This window comes from Bacillus sp. 179-C3.3 HS (genome assembly GCF_047229225.1).
Classification (GTDB): domain Bacteria; phylum Bacillota; class Bacilli; order Bacillales; family Bacillaceae; genus Bacillus.
Genome location: NZ_JBFEFT010000006.1, coordinates 70,041 through 93,326 on the forward strand (window position 1 = coordinate 70,041; position 23,286 = coordinate 93,326).

The following is a 23,286-nucleotide window of genomic DNA, read 5'->3' on the forward strand; positions in this document are numbered from 1 at the left end:
CATACATTCGTTAAATAGAGGCTAAATACCTAAAAAAAACCTTGAGCTTATTTTTCGCTCAAGGTCATTTCGTTTACAAGAAGGGGCTCTTTAAGATCAAGCCCTGCTCGTTCATTTTCTATTTCTGATGACGTGATGCCTTTTTTCAAGTCGATCTTTTTAATATAACGACCGTCCATCTCCAGCACCTTCATTCGAATGTCATCTATATAAATGGATTGTCCTTCTTGGATATCAATATTCTCCTTTAGGATAAGCCCACCAATTGTATCAATTTCTTCATCATCATAAGCAAGTTCAATCAGATCTTGAATTTCACTGATTCTAACTTTTCCATCTAAGATAAAATGATGATCTGCTCTTTTTTGAATAATCGGCTGTTCATCTTCATCAAATTCATCTCGAATGTCGCCGAAAATCTCTTCTAGAATATCTTCTGTTGTGACAAGACCAGACGTTCCACCATATTCATCTGTTAAAATGGCCATATGCATTCGGTCACGCTGCATCTTGATCAGAAGCTCCCGAATTGGAATCGTGTCAATGACCTCAATCACAGGATAGATATAATCTTGAATCTTCAGTTGATCTTTTTCATCCTGATACACAAGATCTGCAAAGAGTTGCTTTTTATTCAGCATCCCGATAACATGATCTTTATCCCCTGAAAACATAGGGAAACGTGTGAATTTTTCCTTTGTCATGATGGCCAGTATTTCATCTAATGGCATATCATCTGGAATGGCACAGATTTCTCTACGTGGAATCATGATTTCTCTGGCGATTCGATTATCAAAATCAAAAATGTTATTCATATATTTATATTCAGATGTGTTGATTTCCCCATTTTTCAAGCTCTCAGATAATAATATCTTCAATTCTTCTTCAGAATGGGAATGTTCTTTTTCAGACCCCATATCAATCCCCATCATTTTGGTTAAAATACGGGCCGAACCATTCAACACATAGATGAATGGATACATAAGGATATAGAAGGCGTGCAGTGGTCCTGCCAACCAAAGTGTCATTTTTTCTGCCTTTTGAATGGCAATCGTTTTTGGCGCAAGCTCACCAACGACTACATGCAAAAAGGTAATAATAGAGAACGCAAGTATTGCTGAGATCAGGCTGATCGCTGAATCAGGAATGTTTGTCAAACCAAAACCTCGAACCAAAAGATCTTTTACTGCCGGCTTACCGATCCATCCTAAACCAAGCGATGTCACTGTAATACCAAGCTGACTGGCTGACAAATATTCATCTAGCCTTGATGTCACCTTTTTCGCCATGATGGCTCTTTTAGACCCTTCTTCGGCAACAAGCTGATTAATTCTTGAGCTTCTCACCTTTACAATGGCAAACTCAGATGTAACAAAGAAAGCTGTTAAAGCAATCAATACTCCGACTATACTCAGATTAACAATATCGTCCATTTAACCTTGCCCTTTCTTAGAAGAACAAGGAGTCACCTCCTGATAGATGTTGTTTTATTTTTATGCAAAACGGTTAACTGATTAAATAAGACTATATTGAGGGTCCCACCTAACCACCTCCGGTTCACTGAAAATCCGCCTCTCTACATATATATGAAACGGTATTCATTTTATCTTACCATATATCTTTTTAAAATTCCTATTTCACTATGTTTATTTTCTCATGAACAGTAGCTTCATTTTGACAGAAAAATGAACAATTAACTTGTATTTCAGACTCGAATTATATTAAACTATTTTCATAAACTATAACGTGACGGTTAGGAGGAGATGTTCAGATGGGGCTGAGAAAAAGTATCGTATTGGTGAACTAGCACAGATTGCACAGGTGACGAAGAGAACAGTGGACTATTATACAAACATAGGACTGCTGGCGCCTGTTAGATCCTGCTCGAATTATCGTTATTACGACGAATATGCTTTAAAACGATTACAATTAATCGTTCTTTGCAAACAGCAGAGATTGGCTCTTTCTGACATCAAATCCAGATTAGATGAACAATTCCCTTCTCAAACAGAAGAACAAGACGAACTTGTCCATTTAACCACTGATATTGATCAGATGAATGAGCATATGGACCGCATTTTAACACGTTGTAAGCAGCTGCAACCAGAACAACGTGAACAACTAAAAAAGCAGCTTACGCCGGAAAAAATGACAGCTGTCCAATCATTTTTACTGCTGTTAAGTTAAAATCTTTTACTAAACAGGAGGTGTTACCTTCTTCTGAATATTCAGAATGAAGGCCTTAATTGGACATAGTTAATATATTCATAGTTGCTTTACTTATAGCTTTAACCGCATTTTTCGTAGCATCAGAGTTTGCGATCATTCGCTTGAGAAGCTCAAGGATTGATCAATTGATTGCAGAAGGTAATAAAACAGCAGTTGCTGTGAAGCATGTAACGACTCACCTTGATGAGTATTTATCTGCCTGTCAGCTCGGGATTACCATTACGGCCCTTGGGATTGGTTGGTTAGGGGAAGAAACAATTGCACACATGCTTGCACCAGTGTTAGCAGACCTTTCAATTCCTCAATCAGCTAGTCACATCGTGACCTTTGTTATTGCGTTTAGTATTATGACGTTTTTACACGTTGTGGTCGGTGAGCTTGCACCAAAGACACTCGCCATCCAAAAAGCTGAGCAAGTCTCTTTACTTTTTGCGAGACCACTCATGATATTTTACAAAATCATGTTCCCATTCATTTGGGTATTAAATGGTTCTGCTCGTTTATTAACGAAAGCATTCGGTTTACAGCAAGTTTCTGAGCATGACATGGCGCACTCTGAAGAAGAATTGCGAATTATTTTATCTGAAAGCTATAAGAGCGGCGAGATTAACCAGTCTGAATTCAAATATGTGAATAAAATTTTTGAATTTGATGATCGTCTGGCGAAAGAAATTTTAATTCCACGTACCGAAGTCGTCAGCTTCCCTCATGATATTACCATTGGGGAAATGCTGAAAGTAACAAAGGTAGAGAAATACACACGTTATCCAATTGAAGATGGCGACAAAGACAACATTATCGGTGTTGTGAACATTAAAGAAGTCCTCACTGCTTGTATTAGTGGAGAAAGTTCAACAAGTGATACAATCGAAAAATTCGTTAACCCGATTATCCACGTGATTGAAACGGTTCCTGTCCATGAGTTATTACTCAAAATGCAGCGTGAACGTGTCCACATGGCCATCTTATCAGATGAATATGGTGGTACCGCTGGCCTTGTGACCGTTGAAGACATCTTAGAAGAAATTGTCGGAGAAATTCGCGATGAATTCGACATAGATGAAATTAACGAAGTACGAAAACTCGGTGAAGACCATTACATCCTTGATGGTAAAGTTCTCATCGATCAAGTCAACTTGCTCTTGGGCATTTCGCTTGAAAATGAAGAAGTCGACACGATTGGTGGTTGGTTCCTCACACAGAAATATGAAGTTGAGAAAAATGACGCCATTCGTGAACAAGGCTTTGAATTTATCATTAATGAAGTCGATGGACATCATGTGTCATACATCGAGGTCAAAAAAATAACGGAACAACAATTAGAAGCAGCCGAAGAAGGCGCTTCATAAAAAGAAACGACCCTTGCCTTAGCAAGTGGTCGTTTTTTTTACGCTTTTTCAATTAATTGGGCTTCAAGTTCTTTAATTTTTGTATTCAATACCTCGGTCATCGCACCTAATCTTTCTTTTGGCGGCAAATGGTCGAATTCAGATAGTTCAATCGGCTCTCCGATGATTAACTTCATCTTCCCTTTCTTGAAAAGACTTTTAGCATTAGATGGTCCTTTATACGCCGCTGGGACAATTGGAGATTTCCCCAATTGTGCAATGGTGACTGCCCCCCTTTTTAAAGGGACATCCTCTGATGTACGTGTCCCGCTCGGGAAGATGCCAACAATCTTTCCTTCTTTTAATAATTTAATGGGCGTTTTAATACTGCTCGGCCCAGGATTTTCTCGGTCAACTGGAAAGGCATGAATTTTTTTTAGGAATCCACCGATCCATTTATTCGCAAACAGCTCTTTTTTCGCCATGTAGTGGATTTCAAATGGAAGGATTCCAGCGCCAAGTGCAAGAACATCCACGAAGCCCTCATGCGTACAAGCAATGACAAACCCTCGATCCGTTGGCAAGTTTTCTTTTTGATATACTTTGATTCCGCCTCTTAGAGCAAATATTGCTTTGACGGTATAACCTGAAAATTTATACATAGTGCACTTCCTTTGTTTGAAGAATGAAGGATTTGTCTCTATTATAACAAATTTTTTATTACCTGGTACTAAAAAATTTTGACACTGTGAAACTGAACACGGATTCCAACAGTCCATATTATTTTTTCGCTTCGTAAAAAGCCGCTATCTGTTAGCATTCTGAAGATTTAAAGATACATCTCAATAGAAATAGCTTCCAATGTTGACGTTTTTCATTTTCTCTACCTCATTTGTCCTATTGAAAATACTTTATAAATGATGCGAATTTCGCTATGATAAGGAGAAATGATGTTGATTCGGCGAAAGAATTGAGTGGTGTACGGTCTATTTGAAGTTTCGTGCAACTTTATGCCTTTCTTATGCGTGTATATCATAGAGGGGAGAAAAATCAGTGACGATCGATGAAATTTATCAAATGTATATGAACGATGTTTACAGGTTTCTGCTCTCCATGACAAAAGACAAACATTTGGCAGAAGACTTATTGCAGGAAACCTTTATGCGTGCTTATATACATATTCATTCCTATGACCATAGCAAAGTGAAACCTTGGTTATTTCAGGTGGCACGAAATGCTTTTATTGACTATGTGAGAAAACATAAAAAAGAAGTGACCATATCGGATGATCTGATTGGCGGCCTTTTACAAACATCTGTACAAAGCCCTGCTGAGCAGGTTGAAATAAAACAAGTCCTCACGATGTATTTAGAGCAGCTTCCAGATAACTACAAGCAAGCGTTAACTTTGTATTATTTAAAAGAATTGAATTACAAAGAAGCCTCCAAGGTGATGAATATTACTGAAGCAAATTTTAAAAGTGTTTTATTTCGTGCAAGGCAGCGCCTAAAAGCACTATACAACAGAGGTGTTAATGATGAATGAAGAGTTTAACAAGCGATGGGAAAAATATAATAATGGCGAAATGAATGAGGAAGAAATGACAGCTTTTGAAGAAGAGCTTGAAGAAAATGAAAAGCGATTATCTCAAGAACTGAATGACTCAGATTGGTCAGACTTTTCCATCAGTCCAGAAAAGCAACGGGCGATTTTACAATATGGAAAAAGAAAGTCATATTTACGGATCTCCGTACTTGCCGTGATATCTACGCTCATCATTTTACCGCTCTGTACATTGGGGAGTTATCTCTATTATGGAGTTGGTGGTGCTGAAAGCAAAGGAAATCACTTTATGGAAACAGCTGCAGTAACAGTTGCTCTAACAAAACCAAACGTTGCCATTGATATGAGAGATTTAAAAGGTCAGGTCAAACTGTTTGGCATGAACACAGAGCTCAAGCTTCGGAAGCAAATCGGCAATCAAACAGAAGCGATTGGCAGCAAACAAATTGAAATGTTTTTCGATCGATTGAAACAGCCGACTGTCTCATATTATGGCGACAGCCCGCTTGATACAGAGGAGTTCTTTAGTCATCCTTCTACGAAGGAAGATTCATCTAAAAAACAAGCCCTCACCACTTTAGACAAGCTTCCTGAAGGAACAGTAAGTGAAGTGTATGTCTCGTATGACAGAGCTTATGCACCAAAGGATGTATACGACTCTGCTAAGAAATATGATATGAAAGTGCTCTGGAACGCCATTAAAACAGAAGATTCACTTGGGGAGCAACAGCGCCCGATTGGTTTCCCAGGGAAAGACGCTACATTTTTAAAAGATCTTCAACACGCATCGAAAACGGAAGAAGATCAATTCAAAGATGCCCTATCCTATGTAAATCAACATCCAAATTGGGCAAAAGCCATCTCTGGTCGACCTGAACTCGATCTGTCTAACAGGATTCGTTATATTAATGAAAATGGGGTCACGATGTATGGTTCTGTCGTCACAGGACCTACTAAAGAAATCGAGAAGTTTGTCAAAACAAAGCGCATTAAATCAGCAATCGTGAGCGAGGTGGAATTATGGAATTGGTAAGAATTTTTAAAGAGCATAATGTATTTGGCTGGATTTCTGTTGGTACGGCCATCTTATCCCTCCTGATGCTGAATCTCGCTATAATCAGCAACGTGACGTTTTATTCTTTTCAAATGCTTCCTTTTGCAATGGCCGCAGTTCCATTTGGCATTATCGAACTGTTCATCAAAAAGGGCCGTACGGGGCCAGGCTTCCTAGGTGTCGTACTGAATATTTTTGTCATTGTCTGTGTGTATGCGATTGTGTCCATTGATATAGACCTACAACTAGGTTTCTAACGATATAAAAGAGAAAGCCAGTGTATCTGAAGTGATCACTGGTTTTTTTCAGTTCAAACCCTTTATCCGCTATGCATTCAACCTCCACTACAATAAAAAAGAGACTGCATTTGAACAGTCTCTTTACGTCTATTAATTGACAAATGTCTTTGCACCAAGATAAATCGGTTTCCAATAGCTTGATGTCATATTGCTAATTGTCACACCATCAGAACCAGCATGAATGAACTGGTTATTTCCAAGATAGACACCCATGTGAGATGGACCGGATTTATATGTTGTAAAGAAAACAAAATCCCCCGCCTTTGGTGTTGAAACGCTCTTCATCGAATTCCAAAATCCCTCTGTTGTTTGTCTTGGAATCTTTTTTTGCTTATTAATGACATACCACATAAAACCACTGCAATCAAAGCCTTTCGGTGTCGTTCCACCCCATTTATACGGTGTACCGTTTTGCGCCTTTGCATCTGCTATCAGTTTAGACGTATTTAATGAAGATGTCGTCACTGAATTTTGTTTGACAGGTGCTGGCTTCACTTTCGTATTTTTCACCTTTAGCTTTTGTCCAATTTTGATGAGATCGGTTTTCAGTTTATTTAATGATTTTAGCTCTTTCACTGTCATTCCGTACTTTTTGCCAATTTTAGATAACGTGTCACCTTTGACAACTTTATGCGTAGTGGTAGCAGAAGCAGCGGTTACTTTAGGCGTGCTTGTTGATTTTTTAGTAGAAGCTCCATTTATTTTTAAGGTTTGTCCAACATAGATCATGTCAGACTTTAGTTTATTGTCTGATTTAATCTTACTGACAGTTGTTTTGTATTTTTTCGCAAGAACCGAAAGTGTATCACCTTTTTGTACCTTTACTGATTGTGCTGAGGCAGCTCCGGCAAATAATGTCGTCCCTAGTAGAACTGCACTTGCAACTGTGATCAATTGTTTTTTCATTTGTTCCTCCTGTATGTATCAATCGTGATCCGAATGTTTATCTGCTTACTATTATAAGGATCAAATACCAGAAGAAATAGTCTTGACTTCCTAAGACATATTGCTTATTAATTCGACAGAATTCACTTTTTTTTAGGGTTCTTTTTATTTCATTTTGATTACACAATCATGACAAAAAAGATGTAGTATGTCATCGATAAAATCATACATTCATTTCAATTTTTAGTCCATTATATGTAAAGCGGAACTTTACAATTTTAAAGTGAACTTTACGGTGCTGTTAAATGAAATTCACAATTCTGCTCTACCATTGTAAATGCAAGAGCATACATAAACGATTGAGGAGGCATTTGAATGAGTGTGATGAAGAGCTCGAAAATGAAAATGGCTGCAGTAGCAGTGGCATCGGTTCTATCGGTTGGTATTTTTACCGGAATGGACTTCGGACAGGCCGACAAAGCTGAAGCGAAAAAGAAACCAAAAAATGACGTGCAAAATGTGATCGTGCTGATTGGTGACGGCATGGGAACCCCTTATCTTTCATCTTATCGCTCATTTAAACATAACGGCGACCTTTCAAAACAAACAGCGTTTGACCCTTACCTCACTGGCATGCACAAAACATACCCTGATGATTCTAAAAGTAACATCACTGATTCAGCAGCTGCCGGTACAGCAATGGCGACTGGTCAAAAAACTTACAATAACGCCATTAGCGTCGACGAAAACGGTAAAAAACTGAACACTGTATTAGAAGAGGCAAAACGTAAAGGGAAATCGACTGGTCTTGTTGTGACATCTGAATTAACGAATGCAACACCAGCTGCATATGCTGCACACGATGTATCAAGAAAGAATACAGCAGCCATTGCCGATGATTTCTTTGATGAGAAGATTGGCAAGAATCATAAAGTAGACGTCATGCTCGGTGGTGGACTTGTCGATTTTGTCCGAAAAGACCGTGATCTGACGAAGGAATTCAAAAAAGCAGGCTATACTTATGTGACAAATAAAAAAGACATGCAAAAAAACAAAAACCAAAAGGTTTTAGGCATTTTTGCTGATGGTGGTCTTGATAAGGCAATTGATCGGGATAAACAAACGCCATCCCTTCAAGACATGACATCCTCTGCGATTAAACAACTCTCTAAAAACAAAAATGGGTTTTTCTTAATGGTAGAAGGCAGTCAAATTGACTGGGCAGGACACGATCATGATGTTGTCAGTGCCATGAGTGAAATGCAGGATTTTGAAAAAGCATTTGAAGAAGCCATTCGTTTCGCAAAAAAAGATAAAAACACACTCGTCATTGCGACTGCAGATCATTCAACTGGTGGACTTTCCTTTGGAGCAGACGGTTCAGGTAACTGGGATTACAAGCCTGTAAAAGCAGCGAAAAAGACACCTGATTTTATTGCAAACAAAATTGTAAATGGCATGGCCGTTCAATCCGCACTGACAAAATATATCGATCTTGATTTCACAAAAGAGGAAATCGCCTCTATCCAAAAAGCGGCAGAAACAAAAGATGTCGTCAAAATTGATGATGCGATTGAAGATGTGATCAACAAGCGATCCCATACTGGCTGGACAACATCTGGTCATACCGGTGACGATGTCCCATTTTTCGCATATGGACCTTCTAGTGAAAAGCTTACAGGCTTGATGGAGAATACAGATCAAGCAAAACATATTTTCAAATTACTTAAAAACCAATAATGTGTGAATCACAGCAAAAAAGATGGCGCTCAGGGCGACATCTTTTTTGTTTACATTAAGTGAGGTATTTCCTATGAACGGCTTTTCCGTCGAATGTAAACATCACTTCTTTTCCTTCAAGAACTGTTTCGATATGCACACTTCGCCCCCATAGCTGATATAAATACGGAAGGACTTTTTCTAAGTATTTGAGGTCAAGTTCAACCTCTTCATACCAGTGCTTAATATAGAGTTCATTGTTTTTCAAGTAGTCTCCATCTGTCACAGTCAAATAAGGGAAACCACCATTGACTCTCATGGACACAAGCTGATCCCGAATCGCCTTCCATTCCTTATCAATGACTTTGTAGTCTCTCCCTTGCTTTTGAAACAAGTACAAGTCTTCTCTCATGACAAGGTCTTTCGTTAAGTAATTTCGAATAAATGAAATATCGGATTCTATTTCACGCACTTCAAACATTTTGCTGCGACCCGATCCTTCGGTAACACCGGCCTTTTTTAAATCTTCGCTTGGGTGATCATAACGTTCTTCAATATCTTCAAATATTTTGAGCCCCAGATAATAAGGATTGATCCCCGTCTTCGATGGCTGTACCACACCAGCATTGAGTTTGGCAAACTCGATTGATTCACTTGAATCAAGGTCAAGCTCGCGCATAATCCGCTGATGCCAATAAGATGCCCAGCCTTCGTTCATAATCTTTGTTTCCAGCTGAGGCCAGAAGTAAAGCATTTCCTCCCTCAGCATCGTCAGCACATCTCGCTGCCATGGCTCTAGCTCGCGGGAGTGCGCCTCAATAAATAACAAAATATCCTTTTCAGGCTTCGGTGGAAATGACTTCACCGTTTTCCTTTTCTCTTGCTTCTTTGGCTCATCCATTCCCCACAGATCATCATATGGCGTTTTACGCTTCTGTTTCACCTCTTCTTCTTCCGCTTCATCCTCTACATTCCAGCTTAATTGAGAGCGAAGGAGAGATGGATCAATGTGTTCTTGTATGGCCAATACAGCATCTAAAAAAGATTCCACTTCTTTTGTTCCATGGATGAGCTCATACTCTTTGATTCGCTCAGCCGCAGCTGCCATGCTCTCCACCATATCTCGTTTTGTATTTTGAAAACGGCAATTGTTTTTGAAGAAATCGCAATGTGCCAAGACATGAGCCACAATTAATTTATTTTGAACAAGCGCATTATTATCTAGTAAAAACGCATAGCAAGGATTTGAATTGATGACAAGTTCATAAATCTTGCTTAATCCTAAGTCATAATGAAGCTTCATTTTATGATATTGCTTTCCAAAGCTCCAATGACTAAAGCGTGTCGGCATTCCATAAGCACCGAACGTATAAATAATGTCAGCGGGACAGATTTCATACCTCATCGGATAAAAATCCAGACCAAATCCTTCTGCAATTTCAGTAATTTCATCAATCGCTCTTTGTAAGAGTCGGTTTTCAGATACGCTCAAGGACACCATCCCTTCCTCATCGGACTTACCCCTACTATATGAGCGTATCTAGAAAAACATGATGTTCGCAGCCCTAGTTTAACCGATTTCGATCTGTTTCATGGAATGACCGCCGAAAGCCTCAAAATGAATATGCTGATCAGAGATTCCTAGCTCTGTTAAGGTCCTGACCATCTCTTGAGTAAATATTGGTGAGCCGCAAAGATAAAATTGACCTTGTTCTTCCCCAATCACTGCTTGAAGGAACGATTGATCAATACGAGTAGCTCTCTTCTCAATCAGCTCCCTTTTTTCAGACTGCTCAAATTGTTCGTTACATAGGATGATTCGTCCATATGAAGAGGTTGTAAGAGCGCTTTCAAGCTCATCTTCAAATGCGGTGATATCCTCTAGACGATCTGCATGAATCATTGTAAACTGCTGATGTTTCCTAGATGCGGCTGTTTTCACTAAGCCAATCATTGGTGTCACACCAGAGCCGGCACTGATCAAATAAGCAGGTTCTGTGCTGTCTTCGTGCAAACAGAACATTCCTTGTGGCATGCTCACTTGAAGAACGTCCCCCTCTTTCATTTCATCATGTAAAAATGTGGACACATGTCCGTCACGCTTGACTGTGATTCGGTAATAGGATGGATGATATTGATCGGATAGGCTGTATTGTCTGCTGCATACATAGGCTTCACCTGGCATATCGGCCTGCACCGTAATGTATTGACCTGCCTGATACATTGGAAGCTCTGATTCGTCTTCTGGCACTAAATAAAAGGAAACGAGGGATGGAGATTCTTGTTTCTTTTTCTTAATGACAAACGGCTTTGTATCTGCCCAGCCATCTTGTTTCTCGATATTTTCCTTCATCATTTCTTCTTCAATCGTCATAAATATATTTGCGATGATGTTGTATGCAGCCTTCCATGCTAATAGTGTGTCATCTTCTTCAGTTAACCCAAATACTTGCTTCATCCCTTCAATGAGATGATACCCGACAATCGGATACTGCTCTTTTTTCACTTGGACGCTGACATGTTTGTGGGCAATTTGTTTCACTGCTGGGAGTAATTCCTCTAATCTGTCGATGTGTAATGCCGCCTGATAGAGTGTCGCAGCAAGCGCCTCCGGTTGACTTCCATTCATGAGATTCGTTTTATTAAACTGGTTGAGTAGCTCTGGGTGTTGCCTAATCATATTTTGATAAAAAACAGTCACAAGTTTGGTTCCTTCAGCTTTTAGGAGAGGAGCCGATTGTTTGATCGCATTTATTTGATCAATGGATAACATAAAAGTCCCTTCTTTCGAAAGATGTATTCTAAATACATCTTTATCGTACTGGATGACAACTTATAAAAGCAATATTTATAATACATGTTTTAAATGTTGTCACATTTAACACTTTCTCGAAGTGTTTTTGTCTAAAATGTGTTACGATGGTACAAAACTCTATTAGGCTTAGAGGTCGTTCACATGAAACTTACGAATTATACAGATTTCTCATTAAGAGTACTCATTTATTTAGCGTCACGAGAAAACAATGAACTGTCAAATATTCAGCAAATTGCTGATGTTTACGGCATTTCTAAAAATCATCTGACAAAGGTGATTTACCATCTAGGGAAAAGTGGGTACGTCGAAACAATCCGAGGGAGAAATGGCGGCATTAGATTGGGCAAAAACCCAGAAAGCATTAACATCGGAGAAGTTGTTCGCTATACAGAGGATGACATGGTGCTGGTTGAATGCTTTGATCCGAAGAAAAATAGCTGCATCATCTCCCCAATTTGTTCATTAAAACACGTACTTCATGAAGCTCTCTCTGCATATTTAAGTGTGCTTGACCAATACACATTAAAAGATTTAACCCAAAACAAAGATGCTCTAAGAGAGCTCCTCCTTTAGACGAAAGAATTCATTTCTTTCGTCTTTTTTTGTTTATTTGTAATAATAATCTATTTAAAATTATTATAAATAGATATTGACTATCATGTTTTATTCAATATAATTAGGGTATAGAGATTAACAAAGAAACTATTTTTGTTTACAGGAGGAGAAGAGAATGACAAACTCAAATCATAAACATTTGACAACGAATCAAGGGGTGCCTGTCGGAGATAACCAAAACTCCAGAACAGCAGGACATCGCGGGCCTTCCTTTCTTGATGATTACCATTTGATTGAAAAATTAGCACATTTTGACCGCGAGCGTATTCCAGAGCGTGTCGTTCATGCAAGAGGAGCCGGTGCTTACGGTGTCTTTGAAGTAGAAAATAGCATGGAGAAACATACAAAAGCGTCCTTCTTAAGTGAAGTAGGAAAACAAACGGACGTTTTTGTTCGCTTCTCCACGGTCATTCATCCGAAAGGTTCACCGGAAACGTTGCGTGATCCTCGTGGCTTCGCTGTTAAATTTTATACAGAGGAAGGGAACTATGATCTCGTTGGAAACAACTTGCCGATCTTCTTTATTCGCGATGCGATCAAGTTTCCAGACATGGTTCATTCTCTCAAGCCAGATCCTGTAACCAACATTCAAGATCCTGACCGTTATTGGGACTTTATGACGTTATCGCCTGAGTCGACTCATATGCTCACATGGCTATTCTCTGACGAAGGAATCCCTGCTAGTTACGCCGAGATGCGTGGATCTGGTGTTCATACGTTTAGATGGGTGAACAAATACGGCGAAACCAAATATGTAAAATATCACTGGAGACCATCAGAAGGAATTCGTAATTTGAGCATGGAAGAAGCAGCAGAAATTCAAGCGAACGATTTCCAACATGCGACAAGAGATTTATTCGATCGTATTGAAAAAGGAAACTATCCAGCATGGGATTTATATGTTCAGCTTATGCCGCTTAGCGATTATGATGACCTTGATTATGATCCATGTGATCCAACAAAGACATGGAGTGAAGAAGATTATCCGCTTCAAAAGGTAGGTCGCATGACGTTAAATCGCAATCCTGAAAACTTCTTTGCTGAAACCGAACAAGTGGCTTTCTCTCCAAGTGCTCTCGTCCCTGGAATTGAAGCATCTGAGGATAAACTACTTCAAGGCCGTCTGTTCTCATATCCAGATACACAGCGTCATCGCCTTGGTGCCAACTATATGCATATTCCAGTTAACTGCCCATATGCCCCTGTTCACAATTACCAGCAGGACGGCTTTATGACCATGAATCGCCCAAGTGGTCACATTAACTATGAGCCTAACCGTTACGCTGATTTGCCGAAGGAAGACCCGCACTATAAAGAAAGTGAACCTGTTCTTCCAGGTGACCGTATGGTGAGACAAAAAATTGAAAAACCGAATGATTTTAAACAAGCTGGGGAAAGATATCGAAGCTACTCTGAAGAGGAAAAACAAGCATTGATCAAAAACCTAACAGCGGATTTAAAAGAAGTAAATGAAAAAACAAAGTTACTTGCGATCTGTAACTTCTATCGCGCAGATGAAGATTACGGACAAAGATTAGCCGATTCACTCGGAGTGGATATTCGCTCATACTTGCAAGGTAACATGAAATAAGTGAATCCCATGATGTGCACCTCTTACAAAAAGAGGTGCTTTTTTTATAACCGAAACACGTTCATACTAATTAAATGACCAGTCACAGGATGAAAGTACATTTCTGCATGAGCTGCAAAAATGGCTGAACCGGTTTTTACAGTAACACGAAACACATCTTTAGCCTGTACACGATTCACTTGTGTTCGTCCAATGTAATGGAAATCGCTGAATGTTGCCCCTTCATATTCATCTTGCAGGGCGGTATATGCCAGTCTTCCCCATTTGTCATCAGGCTGCACGACTGCTTTGGTTGAAGGTTGAACCATGAGACTGCACAACACGACCACTCCGATTACGATAAGCATCCACCATTTTGGCTTCATGATTTGATTAAACTCACTTTCATTTGATGTTGATTAGGTTTTGCTAATCGTTTTCCTTTCATACATCTTGAATTTATTCAGCCTATAATTCCCGGTACACGATTCATGCGAACGCCAACTTTTCCCCTGACAAAGTCGATATGAACCGAGCAAACTAAAGGAGACCTCTCAAGGGAAAGGAGAAGGTTTCATGAAAATGGCGGATTATGATAAAGCACTTTATTATACGCACCGATCACAATGGGACAATTTACTGATTCTGATGGTACGTACGCAAGATGACTTGCTCTCCAAACGTATTGAGCATTTCTTGCATGCGTATCAATTTAACCGGAATGACGCAGATGTTGAAAAATGCTTATATGGGCTCTTGCAGTACATTGATCATGCTTCAGAGATTGCAGCATCCGATGCGTACTCAGAGCCGGTGTACACATAAAAAGAAAGGCTGGTTTTCAGCCTTTTACATATTGATTTCACTCAAAAAAGCCATCCTGCGGGTATACAGGATGACTTTCTTTTCTTATTTATTTCGCTGTTTTTTCCACAATTTGATGAACGACTTTCATGACTTCTTCTGATACATGCTGAAGCTTTTCTTCACTGTCTGTTAACGACGTACCTTTGACAGCAATGTAAAATTTCACTTTCGGTTCAGTACCAGAAGGTCGTAGGCAAAACCATGAGCCATCTTCAAGAAAGTATTTCAACACATTGGATGCTGGTAGCTGAATTTGTTCCTCTTTCTTTTCACCGACGAGGTATCTTTTACTCGATTGATAATCCTCGATAACAGTAATGCGCTGTCCAGCCATGGCAGTTGGTGGGCTCGTTCTAAAGGTATGAAGGATGGCTGAAATCTGCTCCGCTCCTTCTTTCCCTTTCAGGGTCAATGATTTTAGTCCCTCGCGATAATAGCCGAATTCTTTAAATAAATCAATCAATGCCTCATATAGTGACTTTCCTTGTTTTTTATAAAAAGCAGCGGCTTCGACGGCTAAAATGGCCGCTTGCACAGCGTCCTTATCACGCGCAAAATCACCGATTAAATAACCATAACTTTCCTCATAGCCAAATTGAAATTGATATTCTCCACTTGCTTCAAATTGCTTGATTTTTTCCCCAATAAATTTAAAGCCAGTCAAAGTATCAATCGTGTGTGCCCCGTATGCCGTTGCCACAGCACGCCCAAGCTCACTTGTGACGATCGTTTTCATCACAACTGGACGAGGTGGAAGCTGACCCATTTTCTGTTTTTCAGACAACAGGTAATGAAGGAGAAGTGCTCCTGTTTGATTGCCTGTTAAGACTGTAAATTCGCCCTCTTGATTTCTGACAGCAATTCCAAGTCGATCGGCATCTGGGTCTGTCGCAATGAGGAGATCGGCATCTTGCTGTTCTCCCAGTTGGATGGCATATTCAAATGCTGCATGCTCCTCCGGATTCGGTGATGTGACGGTTGAGAACTCCGGATCCGGTTTTTCCTGTTCAGGAACAACGGTCACATGTTGGTATCCGAGTGCTTTAAGCCCTTGCCGGACGGGTTTATTGGCTGTACCGTGAAGCGGGGTAAACACCACTTTTACATCAACTTCATTTGCTAGTTCTGGATGGATACAGATGGTTTTTAGCTGATCAATATACGCTTGATCCATTTCTTCCCCAATCATCTGAATCAAGCCTTTTTGTTTTAATGTTTCTTCTGATTCTACGGGAATCGCCAATTCATTTTCTATTTCGTTTACTTTTTCAATCACTTGATCTGCTTCAACTGGTGGAAGCTGGCCACCATCTTCGCCATATACTTTATAACCATTATATTCAGGTGGATTATGACTTGCTGTCACAACGATTCCAGCAAATGCCTTCAGCTCACGAACGGCAAAGGACAGTTCTGGTGTTGGACGCAGTTCGTCAAATACATATGTTTGAATGCCATTCGTGGCAAGCGTTTTTGCTGCTTCCATCGCAAATTCAGGAGACTTATGTCGGGAATCATATGCAATCGCGACGCCTCTTTTTTTGGCATCTTCACCGTGCTCGGCAATATATGCAGCAAGACCCGCTGATGCTTTACGAACAGTGTATACATTCATTCGGTTCGTACCTGCACCAATCTCTCCGCGCATCCCTCCAGTACCGAACTCAAGATTTTTGTAAAAGCAATCTTCAAGAGATTGCGAATCATCTTGATGTGCCTCTAGCCATTCTTTTAGTTCAGTATCTAGCTGCTTGTCATTGATCCATCGCTCATACTTCGTCTTCCAACTCATGATTGTCCTCCCAGCTCTTTTCATCAAAAAATGAACATCTACTGTTATTTTATATCGAATCCCACCTAATGTCATTCTTTATCATTGTTCATCTAAAAACATGTATACATCATGAGAGAGAAAAAAAGCCGATATCATATCGGCCTTTTCCTTCTATTCAGCATCAAGCGGAACCACTGCTTCATGGAACTGCTGATCTAATTCTGTTTGATAAGATTGTTTTGTTGCCGCATCCCAGCCAAAACGGTCTGCCATATAGTCAACGACAGGCTGTGCATACGTTTTTGCCCAGTTGATATTAAATAATAAGCTCCCTGTTCTTCTAAGGAAGAAATCGACTGGAGTGACAGCTAGTTCTTCTTCCATCGCATAGACAAGCTCCGCCAAAACATATGCGGGCATGTTCCGTTTGTCTGCCTCGTCTTGCAGTTGCTTTACACGCTCGAACAGATGACTGACGTTTGAGCCGTATTTTTCAGCCAGTTTTTGTGCAATAGGCTCTGTTAAACCAATTGAGGCACCTTCTGCCGTTTTCGCCTGAACAAAGGCGGCCATATTTTTAGATCCGCCCACATGCCCACCTGATATAGGCATATGTTTTGTTTTACATGGTCCGTAATCTTTTCCAGTCTCTTCTTTGAGTCCATCACGTACAAGGTCGACAATGTGCTCAGCCATTTTACGGTAGCCTGTTAGTTTCCCGCCAGCAATGGTGATCAAGCCTGAAGAAGAAGTCCATACCTCATCCTTACGAGAAATCTCGGAAGGATCTTTGCCTTCCTCATGAATCAATGGGCGAAGACCTGCCCAGTTGGATTCAACATCTTTTTCCGTAATATTGAGCTCTGGGAACATGTATTGAATCGCCCGAATGACATAATCACGATCTGCTTTGGTCATACGGGGATGTTCTAGTTGTTTTTTATACACTGTGTCTGTTGTTCCCACATACGTTTTACCTTCTCTCGGAATGGCAAATACCATCCGTTTATCCGGCGTATCGAAATAAATGGCTTGTTTTAACGGGAAGACCGATTGGTCGAATACTAAGTGAATGCCCTTTGTGTGCTGTAAGTGTTTGCCCTCTTTGGAATGATCCTTTTCTCTTAGTTGATCTACCCATGGACCTGTTGCATTGACAATCTTTTTCGCATACACATCATATGTTTTATTTGTCATCACATCTTCGATGACGACACCTACCACTTTGCCTTTATCATAAATAAATTCTTTTACTTTCGCATAGTTGACTGCCTCTGCGCCAAATTTCACTGCCTCTTTCATCACTTCAATCGTTAAGCGCGCATCATCCGTACGGTACTCCACATAATAGCCGCCACCTTTTAATCCGTCTTTTTTGACGAGCGGCTCTTTTTCAAGCGTTTCTTTTGCACTTAGCATGCTCCTACGTTCGCTATGCTTTACGCCTGCTAAAAAGTCATACACTCTTAAGCCAATGGATGTTGAGAATTTGCCAAATGTCCCGCCTTTATGCATCGGTAATAACATCCATTCTGGTGTGGTCACATGTGGACCATTTTCATACACAATGGCACGCTCTTTTCCGACCTCTGCGACCATTTTCACTTCGAATTGTTTCAAATACCGAAGCCCACCATGCACTAATTTTGTTGAGCGGCTAGATGTACCTGCCGCGAAATCCTGCATTTCTGCAAGTCCAACACGCATCCCACGTGAAGCCGCATCAAGTGCCGTTCCAGCGCCTGTAATTCCCCCACCAATGATAAACACATCATATGGTTTCTTTGTCATTTCCTGTAGCATTTGTTCTCTTTCTAAGCTAGAAAAAGTCATCTCTTGTTCCTCCCCTGTTGTACGGTAAAGAAAAAGAGACCGCAAACACCCAAAGCGTATTTCTACACTTCGGTGCTTGCGGTCTCTCCAGATCTCCAACCGTTCTATTAACTTATTTGTAGTATATCATACGAATTGATTATTTGAAAGCTTGAGCCGCTTTTACAGCCTTTTTCCACCCGCTGTATAACGAGTCACGGCTGTCTTCTTCCATCTTAGGTTCAAAGCGCTTGTCAAGATTCCATTGTTTTGCGATGTCTGAACGGTCGTTCCAGAAGCCAACTGCTATTCCCGCAAGATAAGCCGCACCGAGTGCCGTCGTTTCATTAATTTCTGGACGTTCTACTGGTACATCCAGCAAATCACTTTGGAAGCCCATTAAGAAATCATTCTTTACAGCTCCGCCATCCACACGTAATGTTTTTAATGAGATGTTTGAATCCTTTTCCATCGCATCTAACACATCTTTTGTTTGGTAGGCAAGTGATTCTAACGTTGCACGGATAAAGTGCTCTTTAGAAGTACCGCGCGTTAAACCGAATACAGCGCCTCTGACATCACTGTCCCAATAAGGTGTGCCTAGCCCAACGAATGCTGGAACGACATATACGCCGTCTGTTGACTCCACACGCTCTGCATATGCTTCGCTGTCTTTAGAGTCTTTAAACATTCTGAGGCCATCACGTAGCCACTGAATCGCTGAACCTGCAACGAAAATACTTCCTTCTAAAGCATATTCAACTTTGCCGTCAATGCCCCATGCAATCGTCGTTAACAATCCATGATCCGACTTAATGGCTTTTTCCCCTGTATTCATCAACATGAAACATCCTGTACCGTATGTGTTCTTTGCCATTCCCTCTTCAAAACAAGCCTGACCGAATAAAGCAGATTGCTGGTCCCCTGCTGCTCCTGCGATCGGAATATTTTTACCGAAGAAATGGTAATCTGTTGTTTCACCATAAATGTGTGAAGATGGTTTTACTTCTGGCAGCATGCATGCAGGTACACCTAAGATATCAAGTAATTCCTCATCCCATTTGAGATCGTAAATGTTAAACATTAATGTTCTTGATGCGTTGGAATAGTCTGTGACGTGAGATTTGCCACCCGTCATTTTCCAAATGAGCCATGTATCAATTGTGCCAAATAGCAAATCGCCATTTTCAGCTTTTTCACGCGCACCTTCTACATTGTCTAAAATCCATTTTACTTTCGTCCCTGAGAAGTAAGCATCGATGAGAAGACCTGTTTTATTTCTAAACGTCTCATTGTGACCTTGTGCTTTCAATTCTTCACAAATGCCAGATGTTTGTCTAGATTGCCAAACAATTGCATTGTAGATTGGGGCACCTGTATGTTTATCCCATACAACCGCTGTCTCACGCTGGTTCGTGATGCCGATACCCGCAATTTGATCAGCTTCTACTCCTGATTCAATTAAAGCCGTTGAAATGACAGATAGAATGGAGCTCCAAATTTCATTTGCATTGTGTTCTACCCAGCCCGGATTCGGAAAATATTGTTTGAATTCTTTTTGTGCTGTATGTGCAATTTTTCCTTCTTGGTCAAATAAAATCGCCCTTGAGCTTGTTGTACCTTGATCTAATGCGAGAATATATTTTTCTTTTGCCATGATGTTTTCCTCCCCTTACATGCTTTCATTGACAGTGCTTGATTGGTTTTTCGTAGAGAAATAGAGTCCTAACAATACCACAACTAAAATAACGCTTACAATCCAAAAGGCTGGTGTGACGTTTGCTTTAAAGGCTGCATTGTAGAATACTCCGCCAAATGCGCCGCCTAAAATTGGACCGAGTACTGGCACCCATGCATATTTCCAATTAGATGGCCCTTTCCCTGGGATCGGCAAAATCGCATGTGCGATGCGCGGTCCTAAATCACGTGCCGGGTTAATGGCATACCCCGTAGTTCCTCCTAAAGAAAGACCAATTGCGACGATTAAGAAACCAACAATTAATGGGTTTACCCCATCTGCAAATTTATTTGCACCAATCGCTAGGATGCCTAGTACCAATACAAATGTGCCAATGACTTCACTCAGTACGTTTGCAAAGGTATGCGGTATCGCTGGACCAGTTGAGAACACGCCTAGTTTTGCACCTGGATCATCAGTCACTTTCCAGTGCGGTAAGTAATGTAGAAAGACAATAATTGCCCCTAATAAAGCACCAAGCATTTGACCGACGATATACATTGGTACATCAGCCCATGCAAAACTTCCTTCTAAAGCAAGACCGATTGTTAGCGCCGGGTTTAAATGTGCGCCACTAATTCCGCCAGTTGCATATGCTGCGATGGCGACTGCAAATCCCCATCCGAAAGCGATTACAATCCAACCGGACTGATAGGCGAGCGATTTTTTTAAATTAACAGCCGCACACACACCACCTCCAAAAATAATGAGTAGCATTGTCCCTACGACTTCACCCCAAAATGGTGTCATGAAAAATTCCTCCTCTGGTTCAGTTGCCTTCCCCGATAAATGTGTAAAAAAGATAAAGAAAAAAAGATCCACAACAAACATACTTTACAAAAGGGTCATTTGTCACCTAGTAAAGTGTTGTTGTGGATCTCCATTTCTCCATCACATGATATTAACTTAGTGCAATAGTATCAGAGGATGAAAACGTTGTCAATCAATTTTCACATGTTTACTTTTTCATTTTTGAAACGCTTTCCATAGCTCAGTGTTTGATGTCGTCACGGCTGTTGCCCCTGCCTCAACGGCTCTTTCCACATCTTCTTTTGTACGGATAAATCCCCCTGCAAATATTGGGATTCCTGTTTTTTCACGCACTTCTGTGATTAAATCTGGCACGACACCTGGCAATACTTCAATAAAATCTGGGCGATGCTTTCCAACGAATTCCATGCTTTTTTCCATCGCACTTGTATCTAGTAAAAACATACGTTGAATGGCGTATACCTTTTTTTGTTTCGCTTTCACTATGACAGAAGACCTAGTAGAAATAATTCCTGCTGGCTTCATTTCCTGACATATATATTCGGTCCCATACTCATCATGCTTAATCCCTTGAATCAAATCGATATGTACAAACATTTTCTTATGATGTGCATTCGCTTCTTTCAAGATGCCCTTTAGTTGACCTAGATGAACATCAAGTAAAACGCCATATGTAAAAGAACTTTTTAAAAATTCTTCAAATTGCTTCATATTGCGAACAGCAGGTAGAATGGGTTGATCATGAAAACTCATATGCCGTCTCCTTCTCTGTATAATGGTTCTATCTTCCTTACAGTAATCGAATATGATCTATTTTTCAATACACATGGTGTACGCCGCGTGGAAACTGATTAGCTTCTTGCCATGAAAAAAAGCAGAGAAGCTTTTCTCTGCTATAATTGGGCGATGCTTTCTTTTAAAGTGCGGATGATCATTTCTGCATCTTCATCTGTGATGCTAAGCGGTGGTGCAAGCTGTGCGACATTGTTATAGCCAGCGACTGTATCACCATTTTTCCCAATGATTAAACCGCGCTTTTTACATTCTTCCACCAATTGGCTGACAACACTCGGATGCACAGGTTTTTTCGACTGCTGATCCTGCACAAGCTCGATCCCAAATAGGAGTCCTTTTCCTCTTACATCTCCGACGAATGGATGCTCTTTTAAAGACTGTAATTGTTCTAGCATATCTTGACCAAGCGTGTGCGATCGCTCGACCAATTGCTCCTTTTCCATTATATCAATATTAGCAAGGGCTACAGCACATGAAGCTGGATGCCCTCCAAATGTATTCACATGACGGAGCCGATCATATGTGTCTCCGCCAGCATACGCTTCAAATATGTCACGTTTGACACAGGTGGCTGAAAGCGGTAAGTAACCACTTGTGATCCCTTTTGCCATCGTAATAATGTCTGGTTTTACTTCCTCATGCATAAATCCAAATCGCTTTCCTGTCCGGCCAAAACCGCATATCACTTCATCCACAATAAGCAAAGCGCCATGTGCTTCACAAATATCTTTTACTTTTTTCAAATATCCTTTTGGCGGCATCAAGATTCCGCCACCTGTAATCATCGGTTCCATAATAACGCCAGCAATTGTTTCGCTTAGTTCCCATGTCATCGCTTGATCAATTGCCGCTGCGCTTGCCAATTGGTCTTGATCCTCTGGATGTCGATACATATCAGGCGGTGCGACATGAATGAACCCCTGTCCTAATGGTTCATATTTAAATTTCCGCTGCGCTTGGCCTGTCGCTGCCAGTGCCGCTGCTGTATTTCCATGATACGAACGATAGCGGGAAATAAACTTTGTCCGAGTACTCTCGCCTTTTTGTGCATGATATTGTTTGGCTATCTTAAATGCTGTTTCATTCGCTTCCGAGCCACTGTTGGAAAAAAAGATGACATAGTCACCGTCTAGCCATTCATTTAATTTCTCAGCAAGCTGAATGGCTGGTACATGACTTTGTGTGAGTGGATAATAAGGCATTGTCTTTAATTGCTTGTACGCTGCCTCAGCCAGTTCCTCACGGCCATAGCCAACATTGACACACCAAAGACCTGACATTCCATCTAAATAGCGGTGTCCATGAATGTCTGTCACCCATGCGCCGTCTGCTTCATGAATCACCATGCTCTCATTCTGTTTGTTCGTCCCTTTCATGTGATGCCAGATCAACTGATCGTCCTTTTCCTGAAGGTTTTGAGCCTGACCTTGTAATTTCATTTCCCTCGCCCCC

At 40.6% G+C, this 23,286-nt stretch carries 21 protein-coding genes; 9 read left to right on the forward strand and 12 right to left on the reverse strand.

The window, feature by feature from the left end:
* Positions 1-47: 47 nt before the first annotated feature.
* Complete coding sequence (locus AB1K80_RS06080; protein WP_412855729.1) at positions 48-1,433, reverse strand: hemolysin family protein; 1,386 nt, start codon at positions 1,431-1,433, stop codon at positions 48-50.
* 403 nt (positions 1,434-1,836) lie between these two features.
* On the opposite strand from AB1K80_RS06080, the gene AB1K80_RS06085 reads away from it, so the two are divergent.
* Together AB1K80_RS06085 and AB1K80_RS06090 are read left to right on the forward strand one after the other, a co-directional pair.
* A complete protein-coding gene (locus AB1K80_RS06085; RefSeq protein WP_412855730.1) occupies positions 1,837-2,187 on the forward strand; it encodes a MerR family transcriptional regulator in 351 nt (116 codons plus the stop codon).
* Positions 2,188-2,246: 59 nt separating this feature from the next.
* Positions 2,247-3,578: a hemolysin family protein gene (locus tag AB1K80_RS06090; protein ID WP_412855731.1), complete on the forward strand. Its 1,332-nt coding sequence runs from the start codon at positions 2,247-2,249 to the stop codon at positions 3,576-3,578.
* Between the two features lie 38 nt (positions 3,579-3,616).
* Here the strand turns inward: AB1K80_RS06090 and AB1K80_RS06095 are convergent, their stop codons facing one another.
* A complete protein-coding gene (locus tag AB1K80_RS06095) occupies positions 3,617-4,219 on the reverse strand; it encodes a lysophospholipid acyltransferase family protein (protein WP_412855732.1) in 603 nt (200 codons plus the stop codon).
* Positions 4,220-4,610: 391 nt separating this feature from the next.
* On the opposite strand from AB1K80_RS06095, the gene AB1K80_RS06100 reads away from it, so the two are divergent.
* From AB1K80_RS06100 to AB1K80_RS06110, 3 genes are read left to right on the forward strand one after another with little or no spacing between them, the layout of a single operon-like run.
* Positions 4,611-5,102 carry a sigma-70 family RNA polymerase sigma factor gene (locus AB1K80_RS06100; protein WP_412855733.1) on the forward strand — a complete coding sequence of 164 codons (492 nt, stop codon included), beginning with the start codon at positions 4,611-4,613 and terminating at the stop codon, positions 5,100-5,102.
* Complete coding sequence (locus AB1K80_RS06105) at positions 5,095-6,153, forward strand: anti-sigma factor (RefSeq protein WP_412855734.1); 1,059 nt, start codon at positions 5,095-5,097, stop codon at positions 6,151-6,153. Before AB1K80_RS06100 ends, AB1K80_RS06105 begins: the two co-directional genes overlap by 8 nt.
* Positions 6,141-6,431 carry a hypothetical protein gene (locus tag AB1K80_RS06110; RefSeq protein ID WP_044140655.1) on the forward strand — a complete coding sequence of 97 codons (291 nt, stop codon included), beginning with the start codon at positions 6,141-6,143 and terminating at the stop codon, positions 6,429-6,431. The genes AB1K80_RS06105 and AB1K80_RS06110 overlap by 13 nt, the downstream gene beginning before the upstream one ends.
* A 132-nt stretch (positions 6,432-6,563) precedes the next feature.
* Here the strand turns inward: AB1K80_RS06110 and AB1K80_RS06115 are convergent, their stop codons facing one another.
* Positions 6,564-7,379 (reverse strand): LysM peptidoglycan-binding domain-containing protein, encoded by an 816-nt coding sequence (locus AB1K80_RS06115; RefSeq protein WP_412855735.1) that lies wholly within the window; start codon positions 7,377-7,379, stop codon positions 6,564-6,566.
* Positions 7,380-7,733: 354 nt separating this feature from the next.
* On the opposite strand from AB1K80_RS06115, the gene AB1K80_RS06120 reads away from it, so the two are divergent.
* Positions 7,734-9,098 (forward strand): alkaline phosphatase, encoded by a 1,365-nt coding sequence (locus AB1K80_RS06120; protein WP_412855736.1) that lies wholly within the window; start codon positions 7,734-7,736, stop codon positions 9,096-9,098.
* Between the two features lie 55 nt (positions 9,099-9,153).
* On the opposite strand, the gene AB1K80_RS06125 is transcribed toward AB1K80_RS06120, so the two are convergent.
* Positions 9,154-10,578 (reverse strand): SpoVR family protein, encoded by a 1,425-nt coding sequence (locus tag AB1K80_RS06125; RefSeq protein ID WP_412855737.1) that lies wholly within the window; start codon positions 10,576-10,578, stop codon positions 9,154-9,156.
* Positions 10,579-10,647: 69 nt separating this feature from the next.
* A complete protein-coding gene (locus AB1K80_RS06130) occupies positions 10,648-11,850 on the reverse strand; it encodes a globin domain-containing protein (RefSeq protein ID WP_412855738.1) in 1,203 nt (400 codons plus the stop codon).
* 183 nt (positions 11,851-12,033) lie between these two features.
* Between AB1K80_RS06130 and AB1K80_RS06135 the strand changes: the two genes are divergently transcribed.
* Positions 12,034-12,465, forward strand: coding sequence for an Rrf2 family transcriptional regulator (locus tag AB1K80_RS06135; protein ID WP_412855739.1), 432 nt, complete (start codon positions 12,034-12,036; stop codon positions 12,463-12,465).
* Between the two features lie 157 nt (positions 12,466-12,622).
* Entirely contained in the window at positions 12,623-14,098 is a 1,476-nt protein-coding gene (locus AB1K80_RS06140) for a catalase (protein WP_412855740.1), read from the forward strand.
* A gap of 44 nt (positions 14,099-14,142) precedes the next feature.
* Here the strand turns inward: AB1K80_RS06140 and AB1K80_RS06145 are convergent, their stop codons facing one another.
* Complete coding sequence (locus tag AB1K80_RS06145; RefSeq protein WP_412855741.1) at positions 14,143-14,463, reverse strand: DUF3889 domain-containing protein; 321 nt, start codon at positions 14,461-14,463, stop codon at positions 14,143-14,145.
* A 190-nt stretch (positions 14,464-14,653) separates the two neighbouring features.
* On the opposite strand from AB1K80_RS06145, the gene AB1K80_RS06150 reads away from it, so the two are divergent.
* Positions 14,654-14,902: a YhdB family protein gene (locus tag AB1K80_RS06150; RefSeq protein WP_412855742.1), complete on the forward strand. Its 249-nt coding sequence runs from the start codon at positions 14,654-14,656 to the stop codon at positions 14,900-14,902.
* 88 nt (positions 14,903-14,990) lie between these two features.
* Here AB1K80_RS06150 and AB1K80_RS06155 read toward each other — a convergent pair whose 3' ends face one another.
* The 6 genes from AB1K80_RS06155 to AB1K80_RS06180 form a co-directional block, all read right to left on the reverse strand.
* Positions 14,991-16,736 carry a phospho-sugar mutase gene (locus AB1K80_RS06155; protein WP_412855743.1) on the reverse strand — a complete coding sequence of 582 codons (1,746 nt, stop codon included), beginning with the start codon at positions 16,734-16,736 and terminating at the stop codon, positions 14,991-14,993.
* A gap of 153 nt (positions 16,737-16,889) precedes the next feature.
* Positions 16,890-18,551, reverse strand: a complete 1,662-nt coding sequence (locus AB1K80_RS06160) for a glycerol-3-phosphate dehydrogenase/oxidase (protein ID WP_412855744.1) — start codon at positions 18,549-18,551, stop codon at positions 16,890-16,892.
* Between the two features lie 139 nt (positions 18,552-18,690).
* The gene (glpK, locus tag AB1K80_RS06165; protein WP_412855745.1) at positions 18,691-20,187 is read right to left on the reverse strand and encodes a glycerol kinase GlpK; all 1,497 of its coding nucleotides are present in this window, start codon (positions 20,185-20,187) and stop codon (positions 18,691-18,693) included.
* A gap of 15 nt (positions 20,188-20,202) precedes the next feature.
* Positions 20,203-21,018: an MIP/aquaporin family protein gene (locus AB1K80_RS06170; protein ID WP_412855746.1), complete on the reverse strand. Its 816-nt coding sequence runs from the start codon at positions 21,016-21,018 to the stop codon at positions 20,203-20,205.
* Between the two features lie 216 nt (positions 21,019-21,234).
* On the reverse strand, positions 21,235-21,792 hold the full coding sequence (locus AB1K80_RS06175) for a glycerol-3-phosphate responsive antiterminator (RefSeq protein ID WP_412855747.1): 558 nt from the start codon (positions 21,790-21,792) through the stop codon (positions 21,235-21,237).
* 140 nt (positions 21,793-21,932) lie between these two features.
* On the reverse strand, positions 21,933-23,273 hold the full coding sequence (locus tag AB1K80_RS06180; protein WP_412855748.1) for an aspartate aminotransferase family protein: 1,341 nt from the start codon (positions 23,271-23,273) through the stop codon (positions 21,933-21,935).
* Positions 23,274-23,286 lie beyond the last annotated feature (13 nt).

What these genes read in the sequence shown, in the direction of transcription:
- AB1K80_RS06080 (WP_412855729.1), bottom strand. Translation starts at nt 1,433, where the DNA reads ATGGACGATATTGTTAATCTGAGTATAGTCGGAGTATTGATTGCTTTA.
- AB1K80_RS06095 (WP_412855732.1), bottom strand. Translation starts at nt 4,219, where the DNA reads ATGTATAAATTTTCAGGTTATACCGTCAAAGCAATATTTGCTCTAAGA.
- AB1K80_RS06105 (WP_412855734.1), top strand. Translation starts at nt 5,095, where the DNA reads ATGAATGAAGAGTTTAACAAGCGATGGGAAAAATATAATAATGGCGAA.
- AB1K80_RS06110 (WP_044140655.1), top strand. Translation starts at nt 6,141, where the DNA reads ATGGAATTGGTAAGAATTTTTAAAGAGCATAATGTATTTGGCTGGATT.
- AB1K80_RS06115 (WP_412855735.1), bottom strand. Translation starts at nt 7,379, where the DNA reads ATGAAAAAACAATTGATCACAGTTGCAAGTGCAGTTCTACTAGGGACG.
- AB1K80_RS06120 (WP_412855736.1), top strand. Translation starts at nt 7,734, where the DNA reads ATGAGTGTGATGAAGAGCTCGAAAATGAAAATGGCTGCAGTAGCAGTG.
- AB1K80_RS06125 (WP_412855737.1), bottom strand. Translation starts at nt 10,578, where the DNA reads ATGGTGTCCTTGAGCGTATCTGAAAACCGACTCTTACAAAGAGCGATT.
- AB1K80_RS06130 (WP_412855738.1), bottom strand. Translation starts at nt 11,850, where the DNA reads ATGTTATCCATTGATCAAATAAATGCGATCAAACAATCGGCTCCTCTC.
- AB1K80_RS06135 (WP_412855739.1), top strand. Translation starts at nt 12,034, where the DNA reads ATGAAACTTACGAATTATACAGATTTCTCATTAAGAGTACTCATTTAT.
- AB1K80_RS06140 (WP_412855740.1), top strand. Translation starts at nt 12,623, where the DNA reads ATGACAAACTCAAATCATAAACATTTGACAACGAATCAAGGGGTGCCT.
- AB1K80_RS06145 (WP_412855741.1), bottom strand. Translation starts at nt 14,463, where the DNA reads ATGAAGCCAAAATGGTGGATGCTTATCGTAATCGGAGTGGTCGTGTTG.
- AB1K80_RS06150 (WP_412855742.1), top strand. Translation starts at nt 14,654, where the DNA reads ATGAAAATGGCGGATTATGATAAAGCACTTTATTATACGCACCGATCA.
- AB1K80_RS06155 (WP_412855743.1), bottom strand. Translation starts at nt 16,736, where the DNA reads ATGAGTTGGAAGACGAAGTATGAGCGATGGATCAATGACAAGCAGCTA.
- AB1K80_RS06160 (WP_412855744.1), bottom strand. Translation starts at nt 18,551, where the DNA reads ATGACTTTTTCTAGCTTAGAAAGAGAACAAATGCTACAGGAAATGACA.
- glpK (WP_412855745.1), bottom strand. Translation starts at nt 20,187, where the DNA reads ATGGCAAAAGAAAAATATATTCTCGCATTAGATCAAGGTACAACAAGC.
- AB1K80_RS06170 (WP_412855746.1), bottom strand. Translation starts at nt 21,018, where the DNA reads ATGACACCATTTTGGGGTGAAGTCGTAGGGACAATGCTACTCATTATT.
- AB1K80_RS06175 (WP_412855747.1), bottom strand. Translation starts at nt 21,792, where the DNA reads ATGAGTTTTCATGATCAACCCATTCTACCTGCTGTTCGCAATATGAAG.
- AB1K80_RS06180 (WP_412855748.1), bottom strand. Translation starts at nt 23,273, where the DNA reads ATGAAATTACAAGGTCAGGCTCAAAACCTTCAGGAAAAGGACGATCAG.